At 44.0% G+C, this 25716-nt stretch carries 24 protein-coding genes and 1 pseudogene; 12 read left to right on the forward strand and 13 right to left on the reverse strand.

The genetic code is table 11. The features are described from left to right. Positions 1 to 128: 128 nt before the first annotated feature. The 3 genes and pseudogenes from MD535_RS18180 to MD535_RS26150 all read left to right on the forward strand — a co-directional run bounded on the left by MD535_RS18180 (position 129) and on the right by MD535_RS26150 (position 2691). The gene (locus tag MD535_RS18180) at positions 129 to 1178 is read left to right on the forward strand and encodes a carbohydate-binding domain-containing protein (RefSeq protein ID WP_265676464.1); all 1050 of its coding nucleotides are present in this window, start codon (positions 129 to 131) and stop codon (positions 1176 to 1178) included. A 14-nt stretch (positions 1179 to 1192) separates the two neighbouring features. Next, positions 1193 to 2298: pseudogene (locus MD535_RS18190) on the forward strand (family 20 glycosylhydrolase); the annotation flags it as partial. Between the two features lie 159 nt (positions 2299 to 2457). Next, on the forward strand, positions 2458 to 2691 hold the full coding sequence (locus tag MD535_RS26150; RefSeq protein WP_279348324.1) for a chitobiase/beta-hexosaminidase C-terminal domain-containing protein: 234 nt from the start codon (positions 2458 to 2460) through the stop codon (positions 2689 to 2691). 389 nt (positions 2692 to 3080) lie between these two features. On the opposite strand, the gene MD535_RS18195 is transcribed toward MD535_RS26150, so the two are convergent. Continuing rightward, positions 3081 to 4007, reverse strand: a complete 927-nt coding sequence (locus tag MD535_RS18195) for a C39 family peptidase (protein WP_265676466.1) — start codon at positions 4005 to 4007, stop codon at positions 3081 to 3083. A 256-nt stretch (positions 4008 to 4263) separates the two neighbouring features. Between MD535_RS18195 and MD535_RS18200 the strand changes: the two genes are divergently transcribed. Then, entirely contained in the window at positions 4264 to 4923 is a 660-nt protein-coding gene (locus MD535_RS18200; RefSeq protein WP_265676467.1) for a 4'-phosphopantetheinyl transferase family protein, read from the forward strand. Between the two features lie 10 nt (positions 4924 to 4933). On the opposite strand, the gene MD535_RS18205 is transcribed toward MD535_RS18200, so the two are convergent. The 12 genes from MD535_RS18205 to MD535_RS18260 all read right to left on the reverse strand — a co-directional run bounded on the left by MD535_RS18205 (position 4934) and on the right by MD535_RS18260 (position 16566). Continuing rightward, positions 4934 to 6115, reverse strand: a complete 1182-nt coding sequence (locus tag MD535_RS18205) for an acyltransferase family protein (RefSeq protein ID WP_265676468.1) — start codon at positions 6113 to 6115, stop codon at positions 4934 to 4936. 24 nt (positions 6116 to 6139) lie between these two features. Further along, positions 6140 to 6628 (reverse strand): GNAT family N-acetyltransferase, encoded by a 489-nt coding sequence (locus MD535_RS18210; RefSeq protein WP_265676470.1) that lies wholly within the window; start codon positions 6626 to 6628, stop codon positions 6140 to 6142. A 9-nt stretch (positions 6629 to 6637) separates the two neighbouring features. After that, complete coding sequence (locus MD535_RS18215; protein WP_265676471.1) at positions 6638 to 6838, reverse strand: hypothetical protein; 201 nt, start codon at positions 6836 to 6838, stop codon at positions 6638 to 6640. 111 nt (positions 6839 to 6949) lie between these two features. After that, positions 6950 to 7678: a condensation domain-containing protein gene (locus MD535_RS18220; RefSeq protein WP_313897281.1), complete on the reverse strand. Its 729-nt coding sequence runs from the start codon at positions 7676 to 7678 to the stop codon at positions 6950 to 6952. Beyond that, positions 7679 to 7936, reverse strand: a complete 258-nt coding sequence (locus tag MD535_RS18225) for a hypothetical protein (protein ID WP_265676473.1) — start codon at positions 7934 to 7936, stop codon at positions 7679 to 7681. 822 nt (positions 7937 to 8758) lie between these two features. Then, entirely contained in the window at positions 8759 to 9607 is an 849-nt protein-coding gene (locus MD535_RS18230) for an ABC transporter permease (RefSeq protein ID WP_265676475.1), read from the reverse strand. Positions 9608 to 9611: 4 nt separating this feature from the next. Continuing rightward, the gene (locus tag MD535_RS18235; RefSeq protein WP_265676476.1) at positions 9612 to 10892 is read right to left on the reverse strand and encodes an ABC transporter permease; all 1281 of its coding nucleotides are present in this window, start codon (positions 10890 to 10892) and stop codon (positions 9612 to 9614) included. Then, positions 10889 to 12025 (reverse strand): ABC transporter ATP-binding protein, encoded by a 1137-nt coding sequence (locus MD535_RS18240; RefSeq protein ID WP_265676477.1) that lies wholly within the window; start codon positions 12023 to 12025, stop codon positions 10889 to 10891. Before MD535_RS18240 ends, MD535_RS18235 begins: the two co-directional genes overlap by 4 nt. Positions 12026 to 12086: 61 nt before the next feature. Further along, complete coding sequence (locus MD535_RS18245) at positions 12087 to 13001, reverse strand: dihydrodipicolinate synthase family protein (protein WP_265676478.1); 915 nt, start codon at positions 12999 to 13001, stop codon at positions 12087 to 12089. A gap of 55 nt (positions 13002 to 13056) precedes the next feature. Continuing rightward, positions 13057 to 14064, reverse strand: a complete 1008-nt coding sequence (gene lhpI, locus MD535_RS18250; protein WP_265676479.1) for a bifunctional Delta(1)-pyrroline-2-carboxylate/Delta(1)-piperideine-2-carboxylate reductase — start codon at positions 14062 to 14064, stop codon at positions 13057 to 13059. Between the two features lie 65 nt (positions 14065 to 14129). Continuing rightward, entirely contained in the window at positions 14130 to 15185 is a 1056-nt protein-coding gene (locus MD535_RS18255; protein WP_390902958.1) for an ABC transporter substrate-binding protein, read from the reverse strand. A 148-nt stretch (positions 15186 to 15333) separates the two neighbouring features. Next, positions 15334 to 16566, reverse strand: a complete 1233-nt coding sequence (locus MD535_RS18260; RefSeq protein WP_265676481.1) for an NAD(P)/FAD-dependent oxidoreductase — start codon at positions 16564 to 16566, stop codon at positions 15334 to 15336. Between the two features lie 134 nt (positions 16567 to 16700). On the opposite strand from MD535_RS18260, the gene MD535_RS18265 reads away from it, so the two are divergent. The 8 genes from MD535_RS18265 (at position 16701) to MD535_RS18300 (ending at position 25716) form a co-directional block, all read left to right on the forward strand. Continuing rightward, positions 16701 to 17702: a 4-hydroxyproline epimerase gene (locus MD535_RS18265; protein WP_265676482.1), complete on the forward strand. Its 1002-nt coding sequence runs from the start codon at positions 16701 to 16703 to the stop codon at positions 17700 to 17702. Between the two features lie 21 nt (positions 17703 to 17723). Then, a complete protein-coding gene (locus tag MD535_RS18270; protein WP_265676484.1) occupies positions 17724 to 19256 on the forward strand; it encodes an aldehyde dehydrogenase (NADP(+)) in 1533 nt (510 codons plus the stop codon). Positions 19257 to 19405: 149 nt separating this feature from the next. Further along, entirely contained in the window at positions 19406 to 20080 is a 675-nt protein-coding gene (locus MD535_RS18275) for a GntR family transcriptional regulator (RefSeq protein ID WP_265676486.1), read from the forward strand. A 73-nt stretch (positions 20081 to 20153) separates the two neighbouring features. After that, the gene (locus MD535_RS18280; RefSeq protein ID WP_265676487.1) at positions 20154 to 20933 is read left to right on the forward strand and encodes a transcriptional regulator; all 780 of its coding nucleotides are present in this window, start codon (positions 20154 to 20156) and stop codon (positions 20931 to 20933) included. Between the two features lie 214 nt (positions 20934 to 21147). Then, a complete protein-coding gene (locus MD535_RS18285; protein WP_265676489.1) occupies positions 21148 to 22758 on the forward strand; it encodes a peptide ABC transporter substrate-binding protein in 1611 nt (536 codons plus the stop codon). Positions 22759 to 22852: 94 nt separating this feature from the next. Then, positions 22853 to 23773 (forward strand): oligopeptide ABC transporter permease OppB, encoded by a 921-nt coding sequence (gene oppB / locus MD535_RS18290; protein WP_265676490.1) that lies wholly within the window; start codon positions 22853 to 22855, stop codon positions 23771 to 23773. An 8-nt stretch (positions 23774 to 23781) separates the two neighbouring features. Continuing rightward, the gene (locus MD535_RS18295) at positions 23782 to 24714 is read left to right on the forward strand and encodes an ABC transporter permease subunit (RefSeq protein ID WP_265676491.1); all 933 of its coding nucleotides are present in this window, start codon (positions 23782 to 23784) and stop codon (positions 24712 to 24714) included. Positions 24715 to 24726: 12 nt separating this feature from the next. After that, positions 24727 to 25716: an ABC transporter ATP-binding protein gene (locus MD535_RS18300; protein WP_265676492.1), complete on the forward strand. Its 990-nt coding sequence runs from the start codon at positions 24727 to 24729 to the stop codon at positions 25714 to 25716.

Genomic DNA, 25716 nt, shown 5'->3' on the forward strand with positions numbered 1-25716 from the left:
GTAAGAATAATGAATTTATGTTCAATGACTCCTAATTCCTACGCCCCCCCAACCAGTGGTTACTTTTTAACCATTCAATTGATACGCTTTGATTGTTTTTTATGACATAAATAACAAGGAGCAGCATCATGATAAGGAACACAATCCTCGCAGCTACGATTTCAGCGGCGATCTCTACGTCCAGCTTTGCCATAACACCACAAGAGTTAACTCAATTAGGAAATGGCATAGACCTTACCTATTCAGTGATTGATAATACTCAAGATGAGTGGCGTACCTTTAAATCAGCGATAACCTTAAAGAATGACAGTACAGTAGCTCTTGCTGCATCTGGATGGTCTCTCTATTTTAGTCACATCCGTATGATTCGCACGCTATCTAGTGACGCGGTCAAAATCACTCACGTAAATGGTGACATTTTCAAACTAGAGCCAACTGCTACCTTCAAAGGTTTGAAACCAGGTCATACGTTACGCGTTGAGTTCACAGCTGATGCGTGGCAAGTCGCAAAAACAGATATCATGCCCAACTGGTATCTCGCCAATGATAATGGTGACACCGCACTTATCTCAAGTACATCAAACCTAAAGGATGGTGTTGTTCCTGTCATGCCTAGTGACGAACTTCCGTTCGTATCTGAATTTGACACAGAGCAACAATGGAAGCGGTATGGCGGCATCAATGACTACTATGACCCCTTCACTGCTAAGGATCGATTCGACCGAAATTCTGACTTAAAAACCATCGCTAACATTATCGGAATCGTGCCAACACCGAGTCACCTTGCTGTCGGCACCTCCAATATCGAAATAAATAATTCATGGGTCGTGGTTTTCGATAATGGTTACGAAGAACAAGCTCAGTTTATTGCCAAACAATTTGGATTAAGCGCTGTACCATGGACTCCTAACCAAAAACAAATCATTCACGTCGGATGGGGACAAGTAACGATCGATGGACAACAAAAATGGGAAGAGGCCTACAACCTGAGTGTTTCACCTTCGCTAGAACGCATTAATATTGAAGCTGTCGACACAGCTGGTGCGTTGTACGCGATACAATCGCTACTGCAACTCACCGATGGTAATAAGATACCGGAAGTCGCCATAACAGATGCTCCTCGTTATGGCTACCGTGGTTTGTCTGTGGATGCGGTAAGAAACTTTCGCAATTGCTAGAGCTATTGGACCAAATGTCTACGCTAAAACTCAATAAGCTTCACCTTCGTCTAAGTGATGATGAAGCGTGGCGTATTGAAGTTCCAGAGCTTCCCGAACTTACAGAGATCGCCAGTAAGCGCTGTCATAGCCTAGAAGAAACAGCATGTCTATTACCATTTCTAGGAGCGGGTCCTAACGGCACAGAAGAGTCGAACGGTTTTTATATTCACAGGAAGATTACAAAGAAATCTTACACGCTGCGAAAAGCCTTAATATAGAAGTCATTCCCGAAATAGATATGCCCGGGCACGCTCATGCTGCAATCAAAGCGATGGAAGCTCGTTATAACCATTTAGTAAGCAAAGGAAAACTAAGCGAAGCGAGCGAGTACCTTCTTAGCGATCCAAACGACCAAACAGAATATCTCTCTGTGCAGATGTTTACGGACAATGCAATCAATGTATGTATGGAGTCGACTTACAATTTTGTCGACACCGTCGTAAGCTCTCTCGTTAAGCTACACCAAAATATTCAACCACTTAGTACTTTCCACTTTGGCGGTGACGAAATTGCAGGTGCATGGAAAGATTCACCAATATGTAAGGCATTCATTGCCGATAATAACCATGGAATATCGACTGTAGACGAATTAAGCCAATACTTCGTCGAACGCATATCGTCTATCACGGCTAGCCACAATCTAAATCTGAGTGGCTGGGAGGACGGGTTGATGCATAACAATATCGTTTATCCACGTGGACAACTGGCTAATAGTAGTGTCGCAGGAAACGCTTGGCAAAATATCTGGGAGTGGGGTGTAGCTGACCGTGCGTATAATCTTGCAAACAATGGATATGGCGTCATCTACAATCAAGCAACTCATCTATACTTCGACCATCCTTACGAGCCCGATCCTCAAGAGCGTGGATACTACTGGGCACCACGTTTCACAGATACTCGTAAGTCTTTTGGCTTTATGCCAGAAGATCTATATGCAAACGCTGATTTCACCCGAGCAGGAGCGCCTATAACGAAAGAAGAAGTATTGAACGCAGCCACGGTAAAAACTCTTGAACATCCAGAAAATGTACTTGGGCTACAAGGATCAGTTTGGACTGAAACAATCCGTACGGAAGAACAATTTGAGGGTATGACATTCCCGCGTGTAATTGCATTGGCGGAACGAGCTTGGCACAGTGCAGAATGGGAGGCAAGAGACGCATCAGATGAGCTTGTCGATGAAATTAAACGTAACGCTGACTATAACAATTTCGCGAATATTGTCGCGCAAAAGATAATGCCGAAATTAGAGGACCAAGGCATTGCGTTTAACCTACCGGTACCCGGTGGCATAATTGAAGCAGGGTTACTCCAAGCGAATAGTCCATTTCCAGGCCTGATGATTGAATATTCAATCGATAATGGAAACACCTGGCATGTCTATAATGAAACCTCATCGCCACAAGTTGCTCAGGCTCTAATTCGAACTCGCTCCGGGTCTCGTTACAGCCGCGTGGCATCTGTTCAATAATAAGTTTACCTAGAAAACCAAGCCCCTTTAATCGGATAGGGGCTTTATTCTACATCTTTGATAATAAAGCTTGTGTTTCTCTTACGATTCCAAAATGACTTGAACATGAGGATCTGTTCGTAATTCTTTGAAAAATAATGTCTAGAAGCAATATTATAACGTCGTAACACTATTCGAGTTGACCGGGTAATTCCATTTATCAACCTATACTAACGGCTTTCTATATAGCTAAAACAGACGACAACCAAAGTTGCGGGCATATTTATAGAGTCACTATAACTTCCCTTAGATTGACTATCAAATATCTATATAAGAAACGTGCAAAAACAATTAACCATGTCACTCCATTCTTGACCCAAATTAATTATAGCTTCATAATAAAACCTAGTTTATTTTTTCAATAGCAACTCATAATGAAAGCTGTCATGCTTATTTAAATTACTTTCAGAGAAACTCGAGCTGTTACTAAACGCTACAAAAGTCTTAATTAGGACTTCGGAATGCAGTTTAGAGCCGAGATCAATCGTTTTTCGCATAATTGAATACTCACGCCCTACAATTAAGTTCTCTATTTTCAAACCAATATCTACCTTATCTTTGGTTTCACCCAATATAAACAATCGTATCGGATTATTGTTAGTCTCTTCAATATTATTGATTTCTACTCCACTTATAGAGAATCCAAAATAATGATTAAACTTATTTTCTAATCCGTATGGCTGAGAGGAACCCATAAATGTCGACGCCTCTACTCTCACTTGTCCATATCGTTGATTATTGCTGTTGTACGTGATGTAACCTTCACTAAAGCCGACCAATACAACAAAGTGATCCAACGACCAGTTTGGATTTCCTGATGGATTTCTTTTTACTCCGGAGAAAACCGGAAACCCTTTTTTCATACTTTCTTTCATCCATACAAGATAGTCGTTAACGTTTTCGGTAGAGTAGTTTATGTAAGTTGAATACTTAAATCCTAGCTTATTCATTGCTATACTAATTTCATCAGAATATAAATCTAGTTTTTTAGGAGATCCAGCCTCGTTAATCGTTTTCTGAGAATAGTAATAACCATAGTACAGTGCGATCATTTGTAAGGACGCCTCTCCGCACCACCCCACAGATCGAACACCTCGTGTATACTTATCCCAATTCAGGTTAGGTATGTTTAATCTTACTCTTGTTTCCGTTTTTTCAAATGCAGGCTTACCCATAGCACTCTGACTAGAATAAAAAACCTGTTTTGGTATATTTGATTTACAGGACGTCAATACGAGTAAAACGATAATAAACGGTAAAACTAATGTAGCTTTCATATATAGCAGCCCAAAATACTTTACGATATTACAACACTAGAGATAATTATAACTTCATGCTATGGAACAGGCTATTTTATTCGGTTCATATCACAAAACAAAATAAATAAACAATCTGGAAATTCACCTACCTATATAGTATTGTATTAAAAACAAACCACATCAGTAAGCGCAATAAAAAAGGTATAAATAAGCACCAATGAAATGTTATTCAACAGACGATATACACGCATTCATTAGTAAGGTTGACACGTGGATGAATAGAGATAAAATGATATGGATATCTTCATGTGACTTCAATAGTAATTGCTTTGACGTTGATTTCTTTTCACTACTAAATATTCCCATTACGGAAAGAGTTATTAATAGTACTCCACAAAGACAGGCAGAATATTTTTCCGGGCGCTACGTTGCAAAATTGGCACTACAAGCAGCTAATGTAAATACATTTAATGTTGGTATTGGAGAAAACAGATGTCCTATGTGGCCAAGTGGGTGGCATGGCTCTATATCACATACTGATAACAAAGCAGTAGCAGTCATTTCTGAAGATACAACCAAATATATTGGAGTAGATATCGAGAACATTATTGACCCTCTAACTGCTGATAGTATTTCTGATATTATTCATACTAGAAAGGAACTTATACTACTGACCGAGTTTGGATTCCCAACTAATATAGCGACTAGTTTATTATTCTCGGCTAAAGAAAGTCTTTTTAAGGCGACTTACCCGTATATAGGTTATTATTTTGGATTCGAAAATGCTCGTGCTTTACAAATTGACACCAAAAATTGCTTTTTAACCTTAGAGCTCAACGCAACGCTTGCAAAATCTCATGGTATCAACAACACTTACTATTGTGACTACAAGCTTATTGACAATTATGTAGTCACAATGATTATCCAAAAATGATATGTAGTTACTAATTACTCGCCTTCAAATTAACCATAAATGACATCGACCTTTTATTACGTAGCATACGCATTGCCGGACGCTCTATACAATGATAACTCAACGCTGATATAGGCAAAATAATGGCAGCGAATATAATGCATGATAATATCAAATAGGCTATCGATGTTTGTTGATACCACCACTCTACAAATTCAGGGTGAGTTTCATTAAGTACTTCGACAACTAAGATAATAACAACCGAATGCCACAAATATAACGAATATGAAATATCCCCTAAATATTGGGTAACTTTGTTGTCAAGTAACTTAAGTACTAGTGAATTCCTTTTAATTTGATTTGCACTACATAGAATAATAGCGGCAAATAGAACATAAATTGACATCAATGTAAGCGTTGTCGATGGTAAATGAATAGCATAGATAACTAAAGAATATAATAATATGAGTATTGCATCATTATTAATGTAACGCTTAATTGTTCCATTTAGACGAACAGTACTTAGCCATGCGCCCATAGAAAATCCAGACACTCCTCTCATTAGTGCTGTAATATCAGAAGTTATATCAAGCGTACCAAAAGATCTGATTAATGAGTAGATCACTAAAAAGCACCAAATAGGTAACCATATAGTACTGAAATGATCTTTAGAAAGTGTAATCAATAATAACGGGAACATCATATAACATAACCATTCTATACTCAAAGACCAAGCTGGAAAATTCCACACCATAGAGTTTGAAGTAATACCCTGTAGTAGCAATAAACTTGAAATAATACTATCTGACGTATTAAACGGCCCCTCAAAGGCCGGTTGACCAATCATCCCCCACGTTTCAAGCAGACTACCTCCATAGAATCCTATTTGATTCCAATATTTATAGCATTCCCAGACAAATAATATACTGAAGGTCGTAATAAACAATGGGTAAATTCTAGAAAAACGTAGCCACATAAATTGCTTCCAATTTAAGGATATACCCATTGAATCACGATATACATACATCATCACGTACCCACTAAGAATAAAAAAAATGTCTACTCCGACATAAGAATTACTTAAAAAGCTCGTCACGTGGTTAATATCTGGTAACCATTGAGGAAAGATCACCAGCCTAGCATGAAAATAAGCCACGATTAACGCAGAAAACCCTCGAATGGGGGTTAATAATGGAATTTTTTTGAGCATCATTTTATCCTTAATGTTAAGTAATGGTCATTGTCGTTTGTAAACCAATAGCTGCCTTACAGGACTGAATTCATGCTTTAAGTAAAATGCACTGCCTGAATAATTTTCTGTCCAACAATCCAAATACACTTCATGGCAACTAAATCGAGTCGCAATCGTTTTTATATTGGAAATAAAATATGAGCCTAAACGCATATTCCTATATTCTTTTCCGATCACAAATTGATTAATGTACATATATGGAAAAATTGCGGAGCAGGCTCCTTCGCCTTCATTTATTATTCTAACCAGAGCAGTTCCTACTACGTGTTCTTTATTATTACGCTTTGTGCACAATACTAGGGAAAAAATATATTCGTCTTGATTTACAGTATTAAAGTCCTCGATGGTAATTTCATTAAATAGTGAAGGAGTATTTTGGGGAACACTATCTAGGTGATGCTCATGTAACTGTTCATATAGTTTAGATATCTTTGATAGATCTTCATATTGTGCATTTCTTACGTACACGTCCATAATATTCCCTTAATATTCTTCGAAGCTATTACTAAATGACTCCATAATCGGTTCAATGAAAAACTCGATTAACCGTCTTTGGCCAACTTTAATCTCAGCTGTTAACGACATACCAGATATCAGTGGGAGCTCATTGCCATTGTAACTAATATTTTGATCTTCTAACGCAATGATCACTGGGTAAACTAATTCACCACTTGCAAAGAGCATATAAATCGCCTCTTGCATTACCGTAACGACAGCGGAACTTCATCGATTCATAAGAGAAAAAAACATCATATATTTGCTGCCTTTTATTCTTAGGAAGGTGGAATTGACGGCTCAGCCGGCTAACTGGAAATTTTTGGTGCCGAAGATCTTTTTTAATAATGTTTTTAAGTAACCAACTGCATTAATGAACGTAGAATCTGGATTAGACTCGATGTGTAACAGAGATAGACCTGCAAAATGACCGACTTTTTCTTTCAACAAACGAGAATACCGCCTATGAGTCGGACGACCGACTGTAATACTGCTCTTTCCTCGACTATCAGCGAAACAAATTTGGATAACTAAGAGAACAAGATGCTGCACTGTACAGTTCATGACTTCTGACAAGTTTACTAGCCGCCCCCAAGTAATCGAGTCAAGATGAAATGATTTTCGCCATGTTGTATCAGATTCAACGGGGGGAGATATGGGTTGAATTAAACTACGTTTTATCGATGAAAAATCCCCCCAGTATTTTTCATCTTTCTTTTTTCTGTCCGACATCCAATACTTTTTCTCCTCTAAAGCTATGGATTGCATCGATAATTCGTCTGGTCGTAGCTTAGAGAAAGGATGGTTGTATTTTTCAACCAATTTACTATGGAATAGGTTAAATCCAATACCATCCATGATCAGATGATGCCAAACATGAGCAAAAATATGCTCTGTTTCTGACAACTTTACAATAACAAAACGGTAGAGAGGCGGACTCTCCATATTGAAAGGTTCAGTCATTACATTATCTAATAATTGAGTGGTTTTTTCTTTTTTTAACTCAAATGACAGTGATGTATAGTCGATCTATCTAATATCACATTGGCAAGTTTCGCTTTTAATTCGTAACAAATTACCATGTGAACTAATATAACCAAAAGAAAACACTTCCTCTTGAAAAGTCAGCTCCTTAATAGCTATTTTCAGACGAGCTAAGTCTAAATGACCTGAAATTTTCTCAAGAGACCCTAGATTAAAAGATGGAACATCAGGTTGATCGACTTGTACATTTAATATTTCACGTTCCATCAAGGTCAATAGACCTTCACTATCATTTACGTTCACAAAAACCTCTAAGAAACAGTCCATTGATATAAGCGAGTTATTAACACCTTTTGGTGTATCAGCGCTAACTCTTATCCAATGAAGAATACATAACTGGGGACTTACTTATTGTACACCCCTCAACCTTGCAACTCAGTAAATTAACAATAATATTCGACACATATCAAGTTAATCTAAATGCATAGATACACACACCGAATGACAAAATCATTAATAGCAACATTAAAAGCCACGATTTATTAACAACGCATCAAGTACAAACTGACAAATAAATCTGAACATAAAACCATATACAAATGGCTTTATGTCCTAAATAGGAGATCTAGATCATTAATCTACGATCTGAGTAGATTAGTTCATTCAAATACCTAACACAATTCCAAAGCCTAGTTACGAAACAACCAACTAGAAGCTATATAACCAAGCTTAAATTAGTCGTGGTTCACTGACATTTGGGATTGAATGAAAGGTAATCCAACACTGACAGGTAAAACAAGTTAACCGAGAAAGACCTTGTTCGTTTAATGACTTAATCAATACGACGGCCCTCATGATCTGATTCATAAATTCAAGTTCAATCAACTGTCGTTCGTACCCTCACTTTTCATGGATTAGCAAGCGAGCCAAACGGTTAACATAGCAATTCAGCCGAAAAGTCGAGGATCAATGATCCGTACTCATTATGTAGTCTTTACAATAAACCCTATTGCTAGGGTTTATGCATAAAAAAACGCTCACAGGAGAGAGCGTTTGGGCAAATTGGTAATCCATCAATAGACGTTAGAAACCCTCCCGGACGAAAAGCCTCCACCTCCGCCCCAATTATTCTCTAATACCCCTCAACCGCATATTACGACGGCGCAGATATTCGAGCGTAATAAGCAAGAGCACTGACATCAGAATTAATAGCGATGCGACTGCCAATATCGTCGGGCTGATTTGCTCTCGAATACCCGACCACATTTGTCTTGGTACGGTGCGCTGCTCCGCTCCTGTCAAAAACAGCGCCACGACCACCTCATCAAATGACGTGCCAAACGCAAACAAGCCACCCGATATCATACCGGGACGAATCAAAGGAAAGGTCACCTTCCTAAAGGCATAAACCGGATTCGCACCTAAACTGGCCGCTGCTTTCGTGAGAGTATGATCAAAACCACTCAGCGTCGCACTCACGGTAATGACAACAAAAGGCGTACCGAGAGCGGCATGGGCCAGAATAATCCCAGGCATGGTTTGAGCAAGACCAAAACGGGTATAAAAGAAGTACATGGCCGCCGCAGAAATAATGACAGGCACAATCATCGGAGAGATAAGCAGCGCCAAAATCACATTACGAAACGGCAACTTTGAATTCGATAACCCTAATGCCGCTAATGTCCCTAGCAGCGTCGCCAACAACGCCGCCATCGAAGCGATAAACGTACTGTTTTTCAATGCTTGCAACCATTGCTGATTAGTAAACATCTCCTGATACCAACGTAGCGAATAAGCGGCGGGATCAAGATTAAGCATACCTTCTGTAAAGGTAAAATACGGCGTCGCATTAAACGATAACGGTACAATAATCATAATCGGCGCAATTAAAAACAATAAGACCATGCTGCAAAACATCAAGTACGCCCAATAGCCTGATCGTTCTATCCGAGATGCGTAGATAGGTAGAGCCATAACGTTAACCTCCCACTCGAAGATTGTTGATACCAACCACACGGTTGAATAAGTAAAACAGCCCGAGAACAAGTACTAATAACAACCCACCGAGCGCGCCAGCCATTCCCCAATTCAATGAGGTTTGCATGTGATACGCGATCATATTAGAAATCATTTGCCCGCTGCGACCGCCTACCAGCGCAGGAGTAATGTAAAAACCAATCGACAAAATAAAGGTCAGCAAACATCCGGCCCCTACGCCGGGTAATGTTAACGGCATATAGACTTGAGTAAACGCGATGCGTGGCGTCGCACCTAATGAGCGCGCCGCTCTAAAATACGTAGGGCTAATACCCTTCATCACGCTGTAAAGTGGCAATATCATAAACGGCAGTAAAATATGCACCATGGCAACCACGGTACCAAAGGTGTTGTGGATCAATGACAAGCGCTCATCAATCACCCCCAACCAGACTAATAGGTCATTCACCACCCCCTGATTTTGTAACAACACAATCCAAGACGTTGTCCGCACAAGGAGCGAGGTCCAAAACGGCAATAAGACCACAATCAATAACAAGTTCGCACGTTTATCCGGTAAATTTGCTAACAAATACGCCAACGGATACGCCAAAATCAAACACACTACCGTGATGACCAAAGACATCCAAATCGTCTTATAAAATAACCCCAAATAAATTCGTCTCGACTCCACTTGCTGGACAATCGATCCAGACTCGTCCACTTTGAGATCAAGGGCTGAGAGGTAAAAGTGGCTGGTATAAGAGGAATTAAGGTTTTTTATCGCGCCCCAATACTTCGCTTTTGCCCAACGCTTATCGATCGCCACTAGCTGTGCATAGGAGACCGCCTCCCCATCGAGCTTGCTCAGTTTTCGACCGGTTTTCATCAGCAGACTACGCATTCCCGCCATTTCGATATTCAGTCGGTTGGCCAATTTAGGCAGCGTCTTAGCTAAATAGAGCGCTTTAATCTCCTGAGCGAAGAGATTGCTAACGTGATCGCTGGGTTTGGAGCCAGCTTGCCACTCCACAATCGCCACCGAGGTTTGAGGAAGCGCATTGACCACGGAAGAATTATCAACACTTCGATGCAACATTTCTAAAATCGGAAAAGCAAACGTCAACAAGATGAAACAAACCAAAGGAAGGGTTAGGAAAAGGGATCGCGTTTGTTTCCGTCGCTCTGCTTTCGCTAATTGCTGCGATAAATCTAGCTCTTCGTTTGTGAGTTGCTTGTGTAAGGTCGTGACCGATTCAAGGGAAGACAATTCGCGACTCATACCATCATCTCCTCTTTCTCGGAAGGTAGCGACTGCGAAGAAACACAATCAAGCGCGTGGCAATCTTCCATTCGCCAGCCAAGTTCAACCTCTTCACCGAGTTGTACGCCCAGCCCTTGCTCTGAACTGTTTGGTACTTTAACCACCAAGCGCGCCAACCCCGCAACATCAATGATCAATCGAAAGTGATCGCCGTGATAAATCATCTCTTCCACCCTTCCCGCCACTCGGTTCGGAATGTCGGGTCCATAAGGACGCAATATAATTTTTTCAGGCCGCACCGATAACATAGTGTCGCTTTGCGCACCGCCAATAAGCACCGGTTTTGCCTGCAACTGGTGAGGACCAACGCGCACCTGGCAGCGGCTTTGCTCCACTGATTGAACCTGCCCTTTTATCTGATTATTTTCACCGATAAATTGCGCAACAAACGTGTTACTCGGCGATTCATACAACTCACTGGGCGGCGCTAATTGTTGTACCGCGCCATCGTTAAAGACCGCAATACGATCCGACATCGTTAGCGCTTCATCTTGATCATGGGTCACGTATAAAATCGTAATGCCAAGCTTTTCATGTAGATGCTTAATTTCCATCTGCATGGTTTCTCTGAGCTTCTTATCCAGCGCCCCCAAGGGCTCATCCATCAACACGAGCTTGGGTTCAAAGACTAAGGCTCTGGCTAACGCTACCCTTTGCTGTTGACCACCCGACAATTGCTTAGGGTACCGATTGGCAACGTGTGATAATTCAACCATCTCTAGCACATCCGCCACTCTTAGCTTCACTTCTGCCACCGACATCTTTCGAACTTTAAGTGGGAAAGCTAAGTTCTCAGCGATCGTCATATGCGGAAACAAGGCATAGTTTTGAAACACCATGCCGATGTCTCGTTTATGCGGCGCTAAATTATTCACGGGCGTGCCATCGATATAGATCTCGCCATTGGTCGCGGTCTCAAACCCAGCTAACATCATCAAGCAGGTCGTTTTTCCCGAACCAGAAGGTCCAAGCATGGTGACAAACTCTCCGGGAGCGATATTTAAGTTAAAGTCTTTAACAACCAGGTTTTTTCCGTCATAGGTTTTCTTCACATGCTGAAAACTCACATAATCCGTATTATTCGCTTTCATTTCTCTGCCTTCATCCATTTGAAAACAGAGCACCCCAAAGGGTGCTCACCGATAGTGTTGCTTACAACTTGTACTTAGATAGGTCAGGTCTGGAAGCGAGTGATGCTTCAACAAGACTAATTACCGCTTGACGTTCCTCGCCTTGAAGCAGCTGACGAGGTGGACGAACTTGCTCTGATCCGCGACCGCAAACTTGCTCAGCGAGCTTGATGCATTGCACTAGGGTAGGAATGGTGTCGAGTTTCAGTAGTGGTAAGAACCAACGATAGATTTCCAGCGCTTCGGCATAGCGCCCTTGGCTGGCTAGTTTATAGATGGCCACCGACTCAGCTGGAAAGGCATTCGTCAGTCCCGAAATCCACCCCGTCGCACCCAGCATTAATGATTCTAATGCGATGTCATCCACACCGCTGAAAACCGTAAAGCGGGAATCAAACTCATTGAACAATTCGGTGATTCTACGGGTATCGGTTGTGGACTCCTTTATCGCAACAATATTGTCGAACTGCGCCACTTTTGCCATGATTTCAAGATTCACATCCACACCATAAGAGACTGGGTTGTTGTAAATCATCATTGGCATTTCGGGTGTCGCTTCCGCTAACGTGCGGTAGTACTCGTACGTTTCTGAATCTGACGTTCGATACACCATCGCTGGCATCACCATACAACCATCAACGCCTATTTTTTTTGCATCTTGCATATAATCAACGGCCGCCGAGGTAATCGACTCCGCCGTTCCGGCGATTAATGGCACTCGACCCGCCACCACCTCTTTAGCCGCTTGCAATACTTGACGTTTCTCTTCTGGATACAGCGCGCAGTTCTCACCTACCGTTCCTAAGCATATGATGCCATTCACCCCATCATTGATCTGATTATCAATCACAGTCTGCGTGGCATCTAAGTCAATCGTAAGGTCGCGTCTAAACTGAGTACTTACTGCTGGGTATACCCCTTTCCAATCAATATTCATTCAATTCCTTCCATTTGTATATTGTATGCAATTTAAAGTTCGAGCCAAAAGCCCATCATGCCCCAACCTCAAGTTGGGATGAGTTTTCAAGTACCACATGCGCTGCTGCTAAATCGGCAAGCGCACTACCAACTGATTTATATAGTGTTATTTCCTCTTGGCTATTAAGCCCTTTCCTGTAACCAGAGACCTTGCCGCGACCCAAAACTTTACCGCTGCATAGCTCTGGTAACTCAGCGATGATCTGTTCCGGTGAAAACTCGCCCTCTGCAATGGGGATGAGTAACTCGCCAGCTTCAGATAAAACATTGATACGACTGTCGACATACACCTTAGATCGCAACACCAATTGTGTATCGCACTCACGCCTATCGCGATGATGGTTACCCACCAAGTCCACATGCGTACCCGCCCTTACCTTTTCTCCCTTAAAAAGCGGTTCTGGCGAGCCCGTCACACACGACACCATGTCGGCACACTGCAAGCCTTGCTCAACATCACTGACAATACTCACTTGGTATTGCCGCTCTCTTGGTAGCGCCTGATATTCCGCACCATGAACAATTTTTTCTGCTGTCATCGCGGATTTTTGTTGGTCTCTACCCCATATCAGCACCCGCTTCAACGGTCTGATAGCGGCATACGCCCAAGCAAAATAAGCCGCTAAATGACCATTACCACAGATCAGAAGAGTATCTGCGTCCGAGCGCGCCAAATAATCGGCAGCCAATGCCGACGCCGCTGCCGTACGCCAATACGTCAATACTTTCGCATCCATAGAAGCCAATGGCGCACCATCTTGACGGCGAAAAGCCAACAATCTTGATGACAACACGTCTTTACCATCTGAGATGTTGCTTGGAAAATACGTGAATGCCTTCACGGCAATCAGCTCCTCATTCCAAGCCGGCAATAACGCTAATGCATCATCACTTTCTTTTGACAAGTGCATCACGTTTCGCTGCGGCACCGTTGCCGGCTGTGCATACACATGTCTCATGGCGCTAATCAGCGAACTCATACTTAGCGCGCGCTCAATCTGTTCCGACTCAAAAGTGTCCATCTGTCCTCCGTCGTTCCTGCTGAGGTATCGGAGTTAACCCACACCTCAGCTTGTAAGGATTAGTTCTAGTTCAACAACCAGGTATTAAACTCTTCATTGAGTTCATCGGCATAATCTGACCACCACTCATCATTGATAAGAAAGGCCGTGTCGAAATTACCTGGAGCGGTGGGTAAACTGGCAAGAATTTCTGGACTAACTACCGCTGATGAAGACTTTCTTGTAGGTCCATAGGCGACGTATTTCGCCTGCTCTGCCAGTGGCGTTGTGCCAGATGAGAAGACGATAAAGTCCATCGCCTTTTGAAGGTTCTTACTGCCTTTCGGAATCGCCCAACCGTTCATGTAGCCGATTTGTCGATCCCAAATAATCTTAAATGGCTGCCCTTCATCTTTTGCCGCATTGTGAATACGCCCATTAAATGCAGACGCGATCACCACCTCTTTATCCGCTAGCATTTGTGGGGGTTGTGCGCCCGTCGTCCACCATAAAACTTCAGGTTTAATCGTATCGAGCTTCGCAAACGCTCGCGCTCGACCTTCTTCCGTTTCAAGTTGGCTGTATACCTCTTCTGGCTTAACGCCATCGGCTAGCAGCGCCCATTCAAGGTTTCCTTGCGGTTGCTTTTGTAGTGCGCGACGACCAGGAAAATTCTGCAAATCAAAGAGATCAACCAATTTGCTAGGAACCGGCTTTCCTGAAAAAGCTTCCTCATTCACCGCTAAGATGGTGGAAACGACAATAGTGTTGATCGCACACTCATGAATCGCGCCATCAATAAAGTCTTTCTCAGCAGGGGTTCCATCGCTTCCTTTTGGCAAGATGCTCGGATCAAACGGTTCTAATAAACCTTCTGCACAACCTCGTACGATGTCTGGCTTATCAAGGGAAACTAAATCCCAACGGACATTATTCGCCTCAACTTGTGCCTTAATTTCTGCCAAGCCACCGCTAAAGTCCTCTGAAACAATGGTCGTTCCTGTACTGGCAATAAATGGCTTGTGATAAGCCTCTACTTGGCTCTTTGTAAAAGCGCCCCCCCAAGACACAACGGTTAATTTATCTTCTGCTGATGCATTAAACGACGCCGCCGCAGTGATTGCAGACAGCATTATTGTCATCGGCACCAAGTTCACTCTAGACATATTTCTTTCCTTTTTTGTCTTTCCCATTAAGGCATCTTGGTACGACTATTTGACGCCATTTTATTAACTATTTATTAACATAATTGTTAAGTATATTTTATACAATATTTAATATTAAAAAAATTTAACTAAATCGGCGTAGTGTGAAAGGCGCCACATTTAACGAAGTCGCTTGCTTTTCGATCATCTGCCCCATTAACTCCGCAGTAATGGCCGCATGGGTCAAGCCTAAGTGTTGATGCCCAAAAGCCAGCAAAATATTGCCATCACAGATCGAGTCAATAACCGGCAATGAGTCACTGATTGTTGGGCGACAGCCCATCCACTCTTCTCCCAACATCGCCTTATCAATGCCGTCCTGAAGCATGATGTCGCCTTGCTCTGCCAGTAGCCGAGTTCGCTTATCATTGAAAGGCGCACGACTTCCCGCATATTCCACTGTCCCTGCTAATCTCAAACCATATTTCATCGGAGTCATGATAAATTTTCGATCCGCACTGCTTACCGGTATCGGCAATCGATCCTGGTGATCATCAACCATGACGTGATAACCTCTTTCTGCCTGAATGGGCACTTTAATACCGGTCAAGGACTCAACGAAGTGACCAGAATGAACACCAGCAGCAATCACGACGTTATCGAAAGCCAAGGTGGTACCAGCAGTTTGAATTTCGGCATTTGGGGTGATTTTTTCAACCCCTTTCTGAACGAATTCTCCACCGAGTGAGGAGTACGCTTTTTCTATTGCAAGGCACATCTCATAAGGCTCTAGGGTATGCCCGGTATTAGGGAAAAACACCCCGTGACGCACTTGCAACCCCAATTTTGGCAACCTTTTCCGTAGCTGCTTTTTATCCCAAACCTCATACTCCACTTCACAATGTTCAAGTGATGATAAGGTCGCTTGATAGGCTTGAAACAAAGCATCGCTTTCAAACACTAAAAGCGACCCATCCATTTTGATTAACTCTTGTTGGTGGATAGGCTCAAGCAGCCGATACCAACTACCAACGGCTGACTGATTCAAGCTACTTATCGCCTTGGTAGAGCGTTCATAGGTTCTCTTTCTTGCGCTAAATAAAAAACGAATCATCCAAGGTAACGTTGAAAAAACGTCCCTCCAACGAATGGATAATGGGCTCTGAGAAGAAAAGAGCATGCTCGGTATTTGCAGCAAAAGACTGGGGGTCGCGAGTGGGAAAACTTGCTCTGTGGCGATATGACCGGCGTTGCCTTTCGAGCACCCCTCAGCAGGGCCTTGTTTATCGAATATTGTCACTTGATGGCCTTGCTGTTGAAGATGCAGCCCAATCGTAAGACCAATGACTCCCCCTCCAACCACCGCAACTTTCTGCATTTTCGATCCTCCTGAATTATTCATGATCTTGCTTCGCATCACACTTCACAATATAAATTGTATAAAATATACTTAACATTAAGTTAACATTGATTGCGCATAATTCAACCACTTTGTTATCAGAGGACCTGAAAATGAGACAAGGCACCTTTTTTTGTATCGATGCTCATACCTGTGGCAATCCCGTACGATTGGTTGCTGGTGGGGTACCACCGCTCGAAGGCAATACCATGAGTGAAAAACGTCAATACTTTCTCACGCACTATGATTGGATTCGTCAGGCATTAATGTTTGAACCACGCGGTCATTCGATTATGTCAGGTTCTGTGGTGCTGCCTCCTTGCAGCAGTAATGCTGACGCCTCGATCTTATTTATTGAAACGAGCGGGTGCTTACCGATGTGCGGACATGGCACGATTGGCACTGTCACCGCCGCCATCGAGAACAAACTCATTCATCCTAAGGTTCCGGGACAACTTATTCTCGACGTGCCTGCAGGGCAAATTACCGTCCACTATCAGATGGACGACGACAAAGTGACATCAGTGAAAATCTTTAATGTACCCGCCTACCTCGCCCATCGAGATGTCAAAGTCTATGTGGAGGGAATGGGTGAAATTAGTGTGGATGTCTCCTATGGAGGAAACTACTACGTCATTGTCGATCCCCAAGAAAATTACTTGGGACTAGAGCATTACTCACCCGATGAAATCTTGATCCTTAGCCCTAAAGTACGCCAAGCCGTTTCTGATGCGGTGCAGTGCGTGCACCCCGACGACCCCACCGTCAAAGGCGTCTCACATGTTCTGTGGACAGGCACACCAACGCAACCGGGAGCGACTGCGAAAAATGCGGTTTTCTACGGTGATAAAGCATTGGACCGCTCACCTTGTGGAACGGGCACCAGCGCTCGCATGGCGCAATGGCATGCCAAAGGCCGACTTGCCCAAGGAGAAGACTTTATCCATGAGAGTATCATTGGCAGTTTATTCCATGGTCGTATTGAGTCAGAGACCAGCGTCAATGGCAAAGCGGCGATCTTGCCGAGTATCGAAGGATGGGCGCAAGTGTATGGCCACAACACAATTTGGGTCGACGACAACGACCCTTATGCCTACGGATTTGAAGTAAAATAATCAACAAAGGACAACACAATCATGGTTAAGCCCGATACTTTTCAAGCCATTAACGCCTTTACTGGGGAGCCCATCATCGGCTCATTTCCAATACAAGGCAAAGATGACGTAGATGCAGCATGCATGCACGCCCATAAGATTGCGCGAGAATACCGATACACCTCCAGTGAACAACGTGCTCAACTGCTTGACACCATCGCAGAGAAACTGCTGCTGCGCACCGATGAAATTGCGGCGCGCGCGCATTTGGAAACCGCACTGCCCCTTGCTCGTTTAAATGGTGAAATGGGCAGAACCGCCAATCAATTACGATTATTTGCCAGCGTGTTACGTCAAGGTCACTGGCACCGAGCCATTGTTGATACGCCAGATCCACAAAGACAGCCGCTCGCAAAGCCCGATATTCGTCAGCAGCATATTGCTTTAGGTCCTGTTGCCGTATTTGGAGCCTCCAACTTTCCACTGGCCTTTTCTACCGCTGGTGGCGACACCGCCTCTGCACTTGCCGCTGGTTGCCCAGTGATTGTCAAGGGCCACAGCGCCCACCCGGGAACCAGTGAACTGGTCGCACAATGTATTCAACAAGCGCTATCCGAATGCGAATTACCACAAGCGGTTTTCACCTTGCTACAAGGGAACAAACGCGAATTAGGGACATCACTGGTTTCTCATCCACTTGTTCAAGCGGTTGGATTTACCGGGTCAGTCAGCGGTGGACGCGCTCTGTTTGATTTAGCTCAGCAGCGCCCCATTCCTATTCCGTTTTATGGGGAATTAGGTGCCATCAACCCAACGTTTATTTTCCCGAATGCCCTAAATGACTATCAAAGCCTTGCCGAGCAATTCGTCCAATCCATGACGCTAGGCTGTGGACAGTTTTGCACTAAGCCAGGTGTTGTATTTGTGGTTGATGACGCTAACTCCAGTGCGTTTATTGAGACGGCTCAACACCTCATCAGCCAGCATAATGGTCATGTGCTATTAACCCCAAGCATTCGTGATGCGTATTGCCAACACACCCAGCTACGAGCAAAAGATGCCGGTTTATTGCATAGCCGAAATCAAAATATTAGTGAAGGCGTCGCCAGCACACTATTTGTGACCGATAGCCAAGCATGGCGCAATAACCCGCAGTGGGAAGAGGAGATTTTTGGTCCCCAATCCATGATTGTCCTTTGCCGTGATATCGACGATATGCAAGCATTAAGTGAGCAATTAGCTGGATCACTCACCGCCACCATTCATGCCGATAGCAAAGACTATCCGCAAGTCACGCGGTTATTAGCTAGGTTGGAAGAAATGGCCGGGCGAATCGTCTTTAATGGCTGGCCAACGGGTGTAGAAGTCAGCTATGCCATGATACATGGTGGCCCCTACCCTGCGTCCACTCATGCGGCGTCGACATCCGTCGGGGCAAGCGCTATCGAGCGCTGGCTTAGACCTGTCGCCTATCAATCACTCCCTGAAGCCTTACTGCCACCAGCATTAAGTTCATCAAACCCTTTATCAGTACCGACATTAGTTGATGGTAAAACGTGGATGGTAAAAGGTTGATGGCAAAATAAGTCACCGACTAAAAAGGCACCAATTGGTGCCTTTCTTATCGCATACGTCTCAAAAAATCGCCATCAAGACCAGAACCGTCGCAATAATCACTACACTCAGTGTATATTGGATAAAATATCGATTTCCCGGAGACTTGGATGTCACAAAAACCCATATTTAAAACCCGTACTCAACTGGTTGAAGAAGCCATTCGCACCCGGATCCTTAAAGGTGAATTCAAAACAGGTCAACCATTGCGACAAGATGCATTGGCTCAAGAATTTAATGTCAGTCGTATTCCGGTACGAGAAGCGCTAGTACAACTAGAGGCGCAAGGATTAGTTAGCTTTGAAGCCCATAAAGGGGCCACAGTAACTGAGCTTTCTCCCGATAAAATTGATGAATTATTTGAGCTCAGGGCAGTTATAGAGTGCCACATTCTAGAACGCGCGATTCAAAACATGACAGAAGCCGATCTCAATCGAGCTCAACAAGTGCGCGAACGATTTGAAAGTATCGTCAATAGTGGTGATGAGGTAGAAGAGTGGAGCAACTACAACTACGAATTTCACAAAGCGCTATACAGCCCAGCTAACATGCCTGAAACCATGGATATTATTAGCAACCTTAACACCAAATGTGATCGGTATATTCGGCTACAACTGCTGTTTACTACCGGTATTAAGAAAGCGGAAGACGAACATCTCGCCCTATTTGAAATGTGCCAAAACAAAGATGTGGACGGTGCTAAATACCTACTCAAAAAGCACATTATCGAAGCGGGTACCGCCATTAGAAACTTACTACTTGAACGGCAAAACCCTAAAACATAATGCCCCCTAAGGCATAGCAAACCTAAGTATAAACAGTCGTTAGTCAGTCGTTAACCTAAGGAGTGGATCAAAGATGCATGTAGGACCACGATTTATACTCGCTGCAATACGGAAAAAAATAAAAGATGAGGGTCTCGGTTATAGCGCATTATCCGATAGAACCGGGATTCCTCTCTCTACGATTAAACGTCACCTGCATAGCCCTACCCTTGGGCTAGACAAAATTTTAATGTACGTAAACTATCTCAACACCGATTTAGTTGAGCTGTCTAAAATCGCCAATCAAATTCAACATGAAAATGCACAAATCATCTGCGGCGATTTAAGTGATTTGTTTTTGGACCACCCCTATTTACTTGATTTTATTTACATGCTCACCGCACGTAACCTCTCCCCAGACGCTATTGCACAGACACATGACCTCGACGATATCAGTCTAAGGTTCTATCTGCGTATCGCTGAAATCTTGGGGTATATCGAAGACTTTGGCGATGGTGTGATCTACCGCTCTGGCAGCCGATTTCTTACCGAAGAAGGCTCTAAGCTAGATGCGTTATTTCGGCAACGATTCCAAGACGAATCCCTATCACACCCAATCCCTGCAAATTTTTGTATTGGCCGTATTCGCCTCACGCCCTCTCAAATCGACCAACTTGAACAAGACTTCTACGCTAAATTGATTGAATTAAATGCCATGAACACATCATGTGAAGAAGGAGAACTCACTAATATTCTGATGCGATTTACGCCCGGAAAACAAATTCTCTTTTCAGATGGACTTCCTAACATTGACGGCACACTGCTCAAACAAATTTCAGAACGTTTCAATCAAATAAAACACCAAGCCGAATAACGATCAAGACACTTATTTCATCACCGCTGGTGCTACACCAAGTTCAACAAAGCGCAAACTTCTCTCACACTATTTATCTTGGTCTCAGTTTCTGAGACCAACAAGCTCTCCGAATGACGTCTCGTTAATAAAATGTTAACAACCCGTTGCGCGAAGATTTTATACAATATACCTTTTCCTTGTTGGATAACCATAACGACACAACGAGGAAGTGATGAATAAAAGTAAACTGTTGATATTAAGCGCTATCGTTGCAAGCGCGCTCGCCGGAACCGCGGTTGCAAAACCGTATCCACAAGGAACTCAACTCGCAAAAGAGCAAGCGATTACACTCAATAATGGCGCGGAAGTCACCTCAATCGATCCGGCAAAACAAGCTGCAGAGCCTGCCTTTAATCTCGGTCGAGATTTGTTCGAAGGGCTCACCGTACAAGATAAAACCGGTAAAACCATACCCGGTATTGCCACCGCTTGGCACGCCAGTCATAACAATACCGTCTATACCTTTCAGCTTCGCCAGTCTAAATGGTCAAACGGCGAGCCGCTCACCGCTCATGATTTTGTCTATAGCTGGCAACGACTGCTCGACCCTAACACCGCCTCCCCTTATGCATGGTTTGCTGCGATACCAAAAATCAAAAACTCCGCCGCTATCATGAAAGGAAAAATGGCGCCAGATACGCTAGGTGTTCGCGCAATCGATGATTATACCTTTGAAGTCACCCTTGAGCAGTCCGTGCCCTTCTTTATCAAACTGTTGGGACATCCTGTCTTAGCGCCAGTGCATCAAGCGACCATTGAAAAACACGGCAGTAATTGGACTCAACCAGAGAATATCGTCACTAACGGCGCATTCACCGTATCTAGCTGGAAGGTCAATGAAAAAATGGTGATGACCAAAAACCCCCACTATTGGGACGCTGACAATGTGGTCTTAGATAAGGTGACGTGGCTTCCGATTGGAGATGCCAATGTGGCACTTAATCGCTACCTTGCGGGTGATATTGACCAAGCGCTATCTATTCCATCCGCTCAAAAGAAAAAACTGTTAAAACAATACCCTGAGCAAGTCGCCGATACCAGTGCATCTCTTGGCTCCACATTTTACTACCTCAATACTGAAAAGGGACCAACCAAAGACATTCGAGTCAGAACCGCGCTGTCCTATGCCATTGATCGTACTATCCTCACCAAAGCGATCTTGAAAAATGGCGGCATCCCTATGTTCACGCTGGTGCCACCTCAAACCGATGGCTTCAAAAGTCATACGCCCGACTATGCGACTTGGACACAAAAACAGCGTAACGAACAAGCTAAATTGCTGCTCAAAAATGCGGGTTACGACAAAGAGAATCCGTTAAAACTCACCTTCACCGTGCCGACATTTTCTAACGACGTAAAGATGGCAACGGCGATGGCTGGTATGTGGAAAAGTGTCTTAGGTGTGCAAATCGACATTCAGCAACTCGAACCTAAAGTATTTTACGCCCTAAAAGATCCCGGTAACGTCAGCCGAGGGGGTTGGACAGCCGACTACAATGAAGCGTCAACGTGGCTGGATATTTTTGTCTCCAACGGCGAGTACAATGACTCAAAATACAATAACGCCGCCTACGACAAGCTAATGAGCGAGTCAAAAGTATTAGCCGACCCCTCGCAGGCGTACATCCAAGCAGAAACCTTGTTGATTGACGAAATGGCAATTATTCCCGTGTACCGCCCTGGCAATGACCAATACTTGGTCAAACCCCACATTGGCGGGTATGAGCGTACCAATCCTGAATCTTCTTATTACCGAAAGAATGTCTACGTCCTAGCGCAATAAAGGCATAACGCTTGGGCCTACCTGACAGCAACGCCTCTAATCACGAAATGAGCGACGTGGGTGGGCCCCTTTTTCACTTTATATGGAGATGATTATGTTGTGGTACATCTTACGGCGAGTCTGCATCGCTATTCCAACCTTACTTTTTATTGCACTGGTTTCATTTTGGCTGATGCATATCGCCCCCGGCGGACCCTTCGATATGGAACGAGCGATGCCCGAAATTGTTCGCGCTAATATTGAAGCGAAGTTTCATCTTAACGAACCGTTTCTGGTGCAGTACTTCATCTACATTAAGAACTTCGTGCAGGGTGATTTAGGCCCAAGCTTCGTCTACCATGACTTTACAGTCACCCAACTGGTGGCTCAATCTTGGCCAGTTTCCGCCGTCCTTGGCGTACTTTCTTTTTGTATTTCCGTACCAATTGGCATGTTACTCGGCACGATTGCAGCATTAAATCGTAATAGCCGCCTCGACTACTTACTTATGTCACTTTCCATGACTGGCGTGGTGATCCCAGCATTTGTTCTCGCCCCCGTGTTAGTCACGGTGTTTTCCATTCATTTAGGGTGGCTGCCTGCTGGAGGGTGGGAAAACGGCTCGGCGGCATTTTTAGTTCTACCAGTACTGAGCTTAGCTATTGGGTCAGTGGCAAGTATTGCGCGTGTTATGCGCGGCGCCATGATAGAAACCCTGAATCAGCCGTATATTCGCACCGCGCAAGCCAAGGGGCTCTCAACGGCTTACCTGTTATTTCACCATGCTCTTCGCCCATCACTCATTCCTGTGATTGCCATGTTAGGTCCGGCCTTTGTCGCTGTCGTCACGGGTTCAGTGATCATCGATATCTTCTTTGGCACAGGAGGGATGGGACAACACTTTGTCTCTGGCGCACTTAACCGAGACTACGGATTAGTCATGGGGATTACCTTGATTGTCGCCACTCTCACGATCTTTTTTAATTTAGTTGTCGATCTGCTTTACACCGTGATTGACCCAAGAATCCAAGTTTAGGTGGCACGATGATAACCACTAAAAAACTCGACGCTTCTCAATTTTCAGAGCAAGTTGTCAGCAATATCGACGCCGTTGAAGGGCGCAGCTTATGGCAAGATGCATGGGGGCGATTTAGAAAAAACCGCGCCGCGATGACTTCCGTTTATTTACTGGGTTTTATCGTTCTATGTATTACGCTTGGCCCTTACCTCACCCCATTTAGTCATGACGAGATTGACTGGAATGTCGTTAGTGACCCTTATGAACTTGGTAAGCCATCCGTCACGACCAAGCACTATTTTGGCACTGATGATTTAGGCCAGGACTTGTTTGCGCGCACCATGAAAGGCGGTCAACTCTCCATCATGGTCGGCTTTATGGGGGCGCTGGTTGCCGTTGTCATCGGCACTATCTGGGGCAGTATTTCTGGCTACCTTGGTGGCGCGGTTGATGGCGCAATGATGAGAGTTATCGAAATCCTCGACTCCGTCCCATTCATGTTTATGGTGATACTTTTTGTCACCCTGTTTGGCAACAATATTTATTTGATCTTCGTGGTCATTGGCATGGTGTCTTGGCTTGGCATCGCCCGCGTGGTTCGTGGTGTGACATTTAGCATCAAAAAGCGAGAATTTATTGAAGCCGCGCACTCGATTGGCGTGTCAAAACTCACCATCGTTCGCCGCCACATTTTACCGAATGTGCTGGGAATTGTGATGGTGTACTCCTCCCTAATGGTGCCTGGTTTTATCATGTTTGAGTCTTTTCTTAGCTTTCTAGGTTTAGGCGTACAACCACCTGATACCAGCTGGGGCATTCTCATTGCGGAAGGCGCAAAAACCATCGATGTGGCACTTTGGTTGTTATTGTTCCCATCAACATTTTTGGTCGCGACCCTATTCTGTTTCAACTTTATTGGTGACGGGCTGCGAGATGCGCTTGACCCCAAAGACCGCTAGGAAGGCACTGCTATGACAATACTGACCATTAACAATATGAATGTCGACTTTGCAACGGCCGACGGCAATGTAAAAGCCGTTAATAACCTTAATTACAGCATTAGCGCAGGTGAAACCCTCGGTATCGTTGGCGAGTCTGGTTCAGGGAAAAGCCAGTCCGTATTCGCGCTAATGGGGTTAACCGCTCATAACGGTAAAGTGTCTGGAGAAGCGAATTTGCACGGTGAAAACTTGCTCACCATGTCTAAAGCTCAGCTCAATCACATTCGTGCAGAAAAAATCAGCATGATTTTTCAAGATCCAATGACGTCACTCAATCCGTTTATGAAGATTGGCAAGCAGTTGTGTGAAGTGCTGATAATACATAAAGGCCTCACGAAAAGGGAGGCGAGGCACGAGTCTATAAAAATGTTAGATGCCGTGCGTATCCCCTCTCCAGAAACACGACTAAACCAATACCCTCATGAACTTTCTGGAGGCATGAGGCAACGGGTCATGATCGCAATGGCACTGCTTTGTCGCCCTGAACTGCTCATCGCAGATGAACCTACGACTGCGCTTGATGTGACCGTACAAGCGCAAATACTCACGCTGCTTAAAGAGCTGCAACAAGAGTTCAACACCGCCATTTTACTGATTACTCATGATATGGGTGTCGTCGCGGAAATGTGCGATCGAGTATTGGTGATGTATGGGGGTAACCGTATGGAGCAAGCCGATACTGAAAGTCTGTTTAACACGCCCTCTCATCCCTATACACAAGGTTTATTGCGCGCTATCCCTTCCGTAACAGAAGATATGGATCGCCTCCCAACTATCCCCGGTAGCCCACCAAGCGCACTCATTAATCATAAAGGCTGCCCGTTCAAAGAACGTTGTGAACACTATAAACCAGAATGCAGCGTCGCGATGCCAGCATTTTTACCAGTAAGACCTAATCAATCCATTGCTTGTCATGTCTTTGGTCAGCAAACCGTTACGCCTATTCTACAGACCGCTTAA

The sequence above is a fragment of the Vibrio qingdaonensis genome (genome assembly GCF_026191675.1).
In the GTDB taxonomy this organism is placed as follows: Bacteria; Pseudomonadota; Gammaproteobacteria; order Enterobacterales; family Vibrionaceae; genus Vibrio; species Vibrio qingdaonensis.

Bases quoted from the DNA above. Each gene is read 5' to 3' on its own strand.
- MD535_RS18180 (WP_265676464.1), top strand. From the start codon at position 129: ATGATAAGGAACACAATCCTCGCAGCTACGATTTCAGCGGCGATCTCT.
- MD535_RS26150 (WP_279348324.1), top strand. From the start codon at position 2,458: ATGCCGAAATTAGAGGACCAAGGCATTGCGTTTAACCTACCGGTACCC.
- MD535_RS18195 (WP_265676466.1), bottom strand. From the start codon at position 4,007: ATGAAAGCTACATTAGTTTTACCGTTTATTATCGTTTTACTCGTATTG.
- MD535_RS18200 (WP_265676467.1), top strand. From the start codon at position 4,264: ATGAATAGAGATAAAATGATATGGATATCTTCATGTGACTTCAATAGT.
- MD535_RS18205 (WP_265676468.1), bottom strand. From the start codon at position 6,115: ATGATGCTCAAAAAAATTCCATTATTAACCCCCATTCGAGGGTTTTCT.
- MD535_RS18210 (WP_265676470.1), bottom strand. From the start codon at position 6,628: ATGGACGTGTACGTAAGAAATGCACAATATGAAGATCTATCAAAGATA.
- MD535_RS18215 (WP_265676471.1), bottom strand. From the start codon at position 6,838: ATGCTCTTTGCAAGTGGTGAATTAGTTTACCCAGTGATCATTGCGTTA.
- MD535_RS18230 (WP_265676475.1), bottom strand. From the start codon at position 9,607: ATGGCTCTACCTATCTACGCATCTCGGATAGAACGATCAGGCTATTGG.
- MD535_RS18235 (WP_265676476.1), bottom strand. From the start codon at position 10,892: ATGAGTCGCGAATTGTCTTCCCTTGAATCGGTCACGACCTTACACAAG.
- MD535_RS18240 (WP_265676477.1), bottom strand. From the start codon at position 12,025: ATGAAAGCGAATAATACGGATTATGTGAGTTTTCAGCATGTGAAGAAA.
- MD535_RS18245 (WP_265676478.1), bottom strand. From the start codon at position 13,001: ATGAATATTGATTGGAAAGGGGTATACCCAGCAGTAAGTACTCAGTTT.
- lhpI (WP_265676479.1), bottom strand. From the start codon at position 14,064: ATGGACACTTTTGAGTCGGAACAGATTGAGCGCGCGCTAAGTATGAGT.
- MD535_RS18255 (WP_390902958.1), bottom strand. From the start codon at position 15,185: ATGACAATAATGCTGTCTGCAATCACTGCGGCGGCGTCGTTTAATGCA.
- MD535_RS18260 (WP_265676481.1), bottom strand. From the start codon at position 16,566: ATGCAGAAAGTTGCGGTGGTTGGAGGGGGAGTCATTGGTCTTACGATT.
- MD535_RS18265 (WP_265676482.1), top strand. From the start codon at position 16,701: ATGAGACAAGGCACCTTTTTTTGTATCGATGCTCATACCTGTGGCAAT.
- MD535_RS18270 (WP_265676484.1), top strand. From the start codon at position 17,724: ATGGTTAAGCCCGATACTTTTCAAGCCATTAACGCCTTTACTGGGGAG.
- MD535_RS18275 (WP_265676486.1), top strand. From the start codon at position 19,406: ATGTCACAAAAACCCATATTTAAAACCCGTACTCAACTGGTTGAAGAA.
- MD535_RS18280 (WP_265676487.1), top strand. From the start codon at position 20,154: ATGCATGTAGGACCACGATTTATACTCGCTGCAATACGGAAAAAAATA.
- MD535_RS18285 (WP_265676489.1), top strand. From the start codon at position 21,148: ATGAATAAAAGTAAACTGTTGATATTAAGCGCTATCGTTGCAAGCGCG.
- oppB (WP_265676490.1), top strand. From the start codon at position 22,853: ATGTTGTGGTACATCTTACGGCGAGTCTGCATCGCTATTCCAACCTTA.
- MD535_RS18295 (WP_265676491.1), top strand. From the start codon at position 23,782: ATGATAACCACTAAAAAACTCGACGCTTCTCAATTTTCAGAGCAAGTT.
- MD535_RS18300 (WP_265676492.1), top strand. From the start codon at position 24,727: ATGACAATACTGACCATTAACAATATGAATGTCGACTTTGCAACGGCC.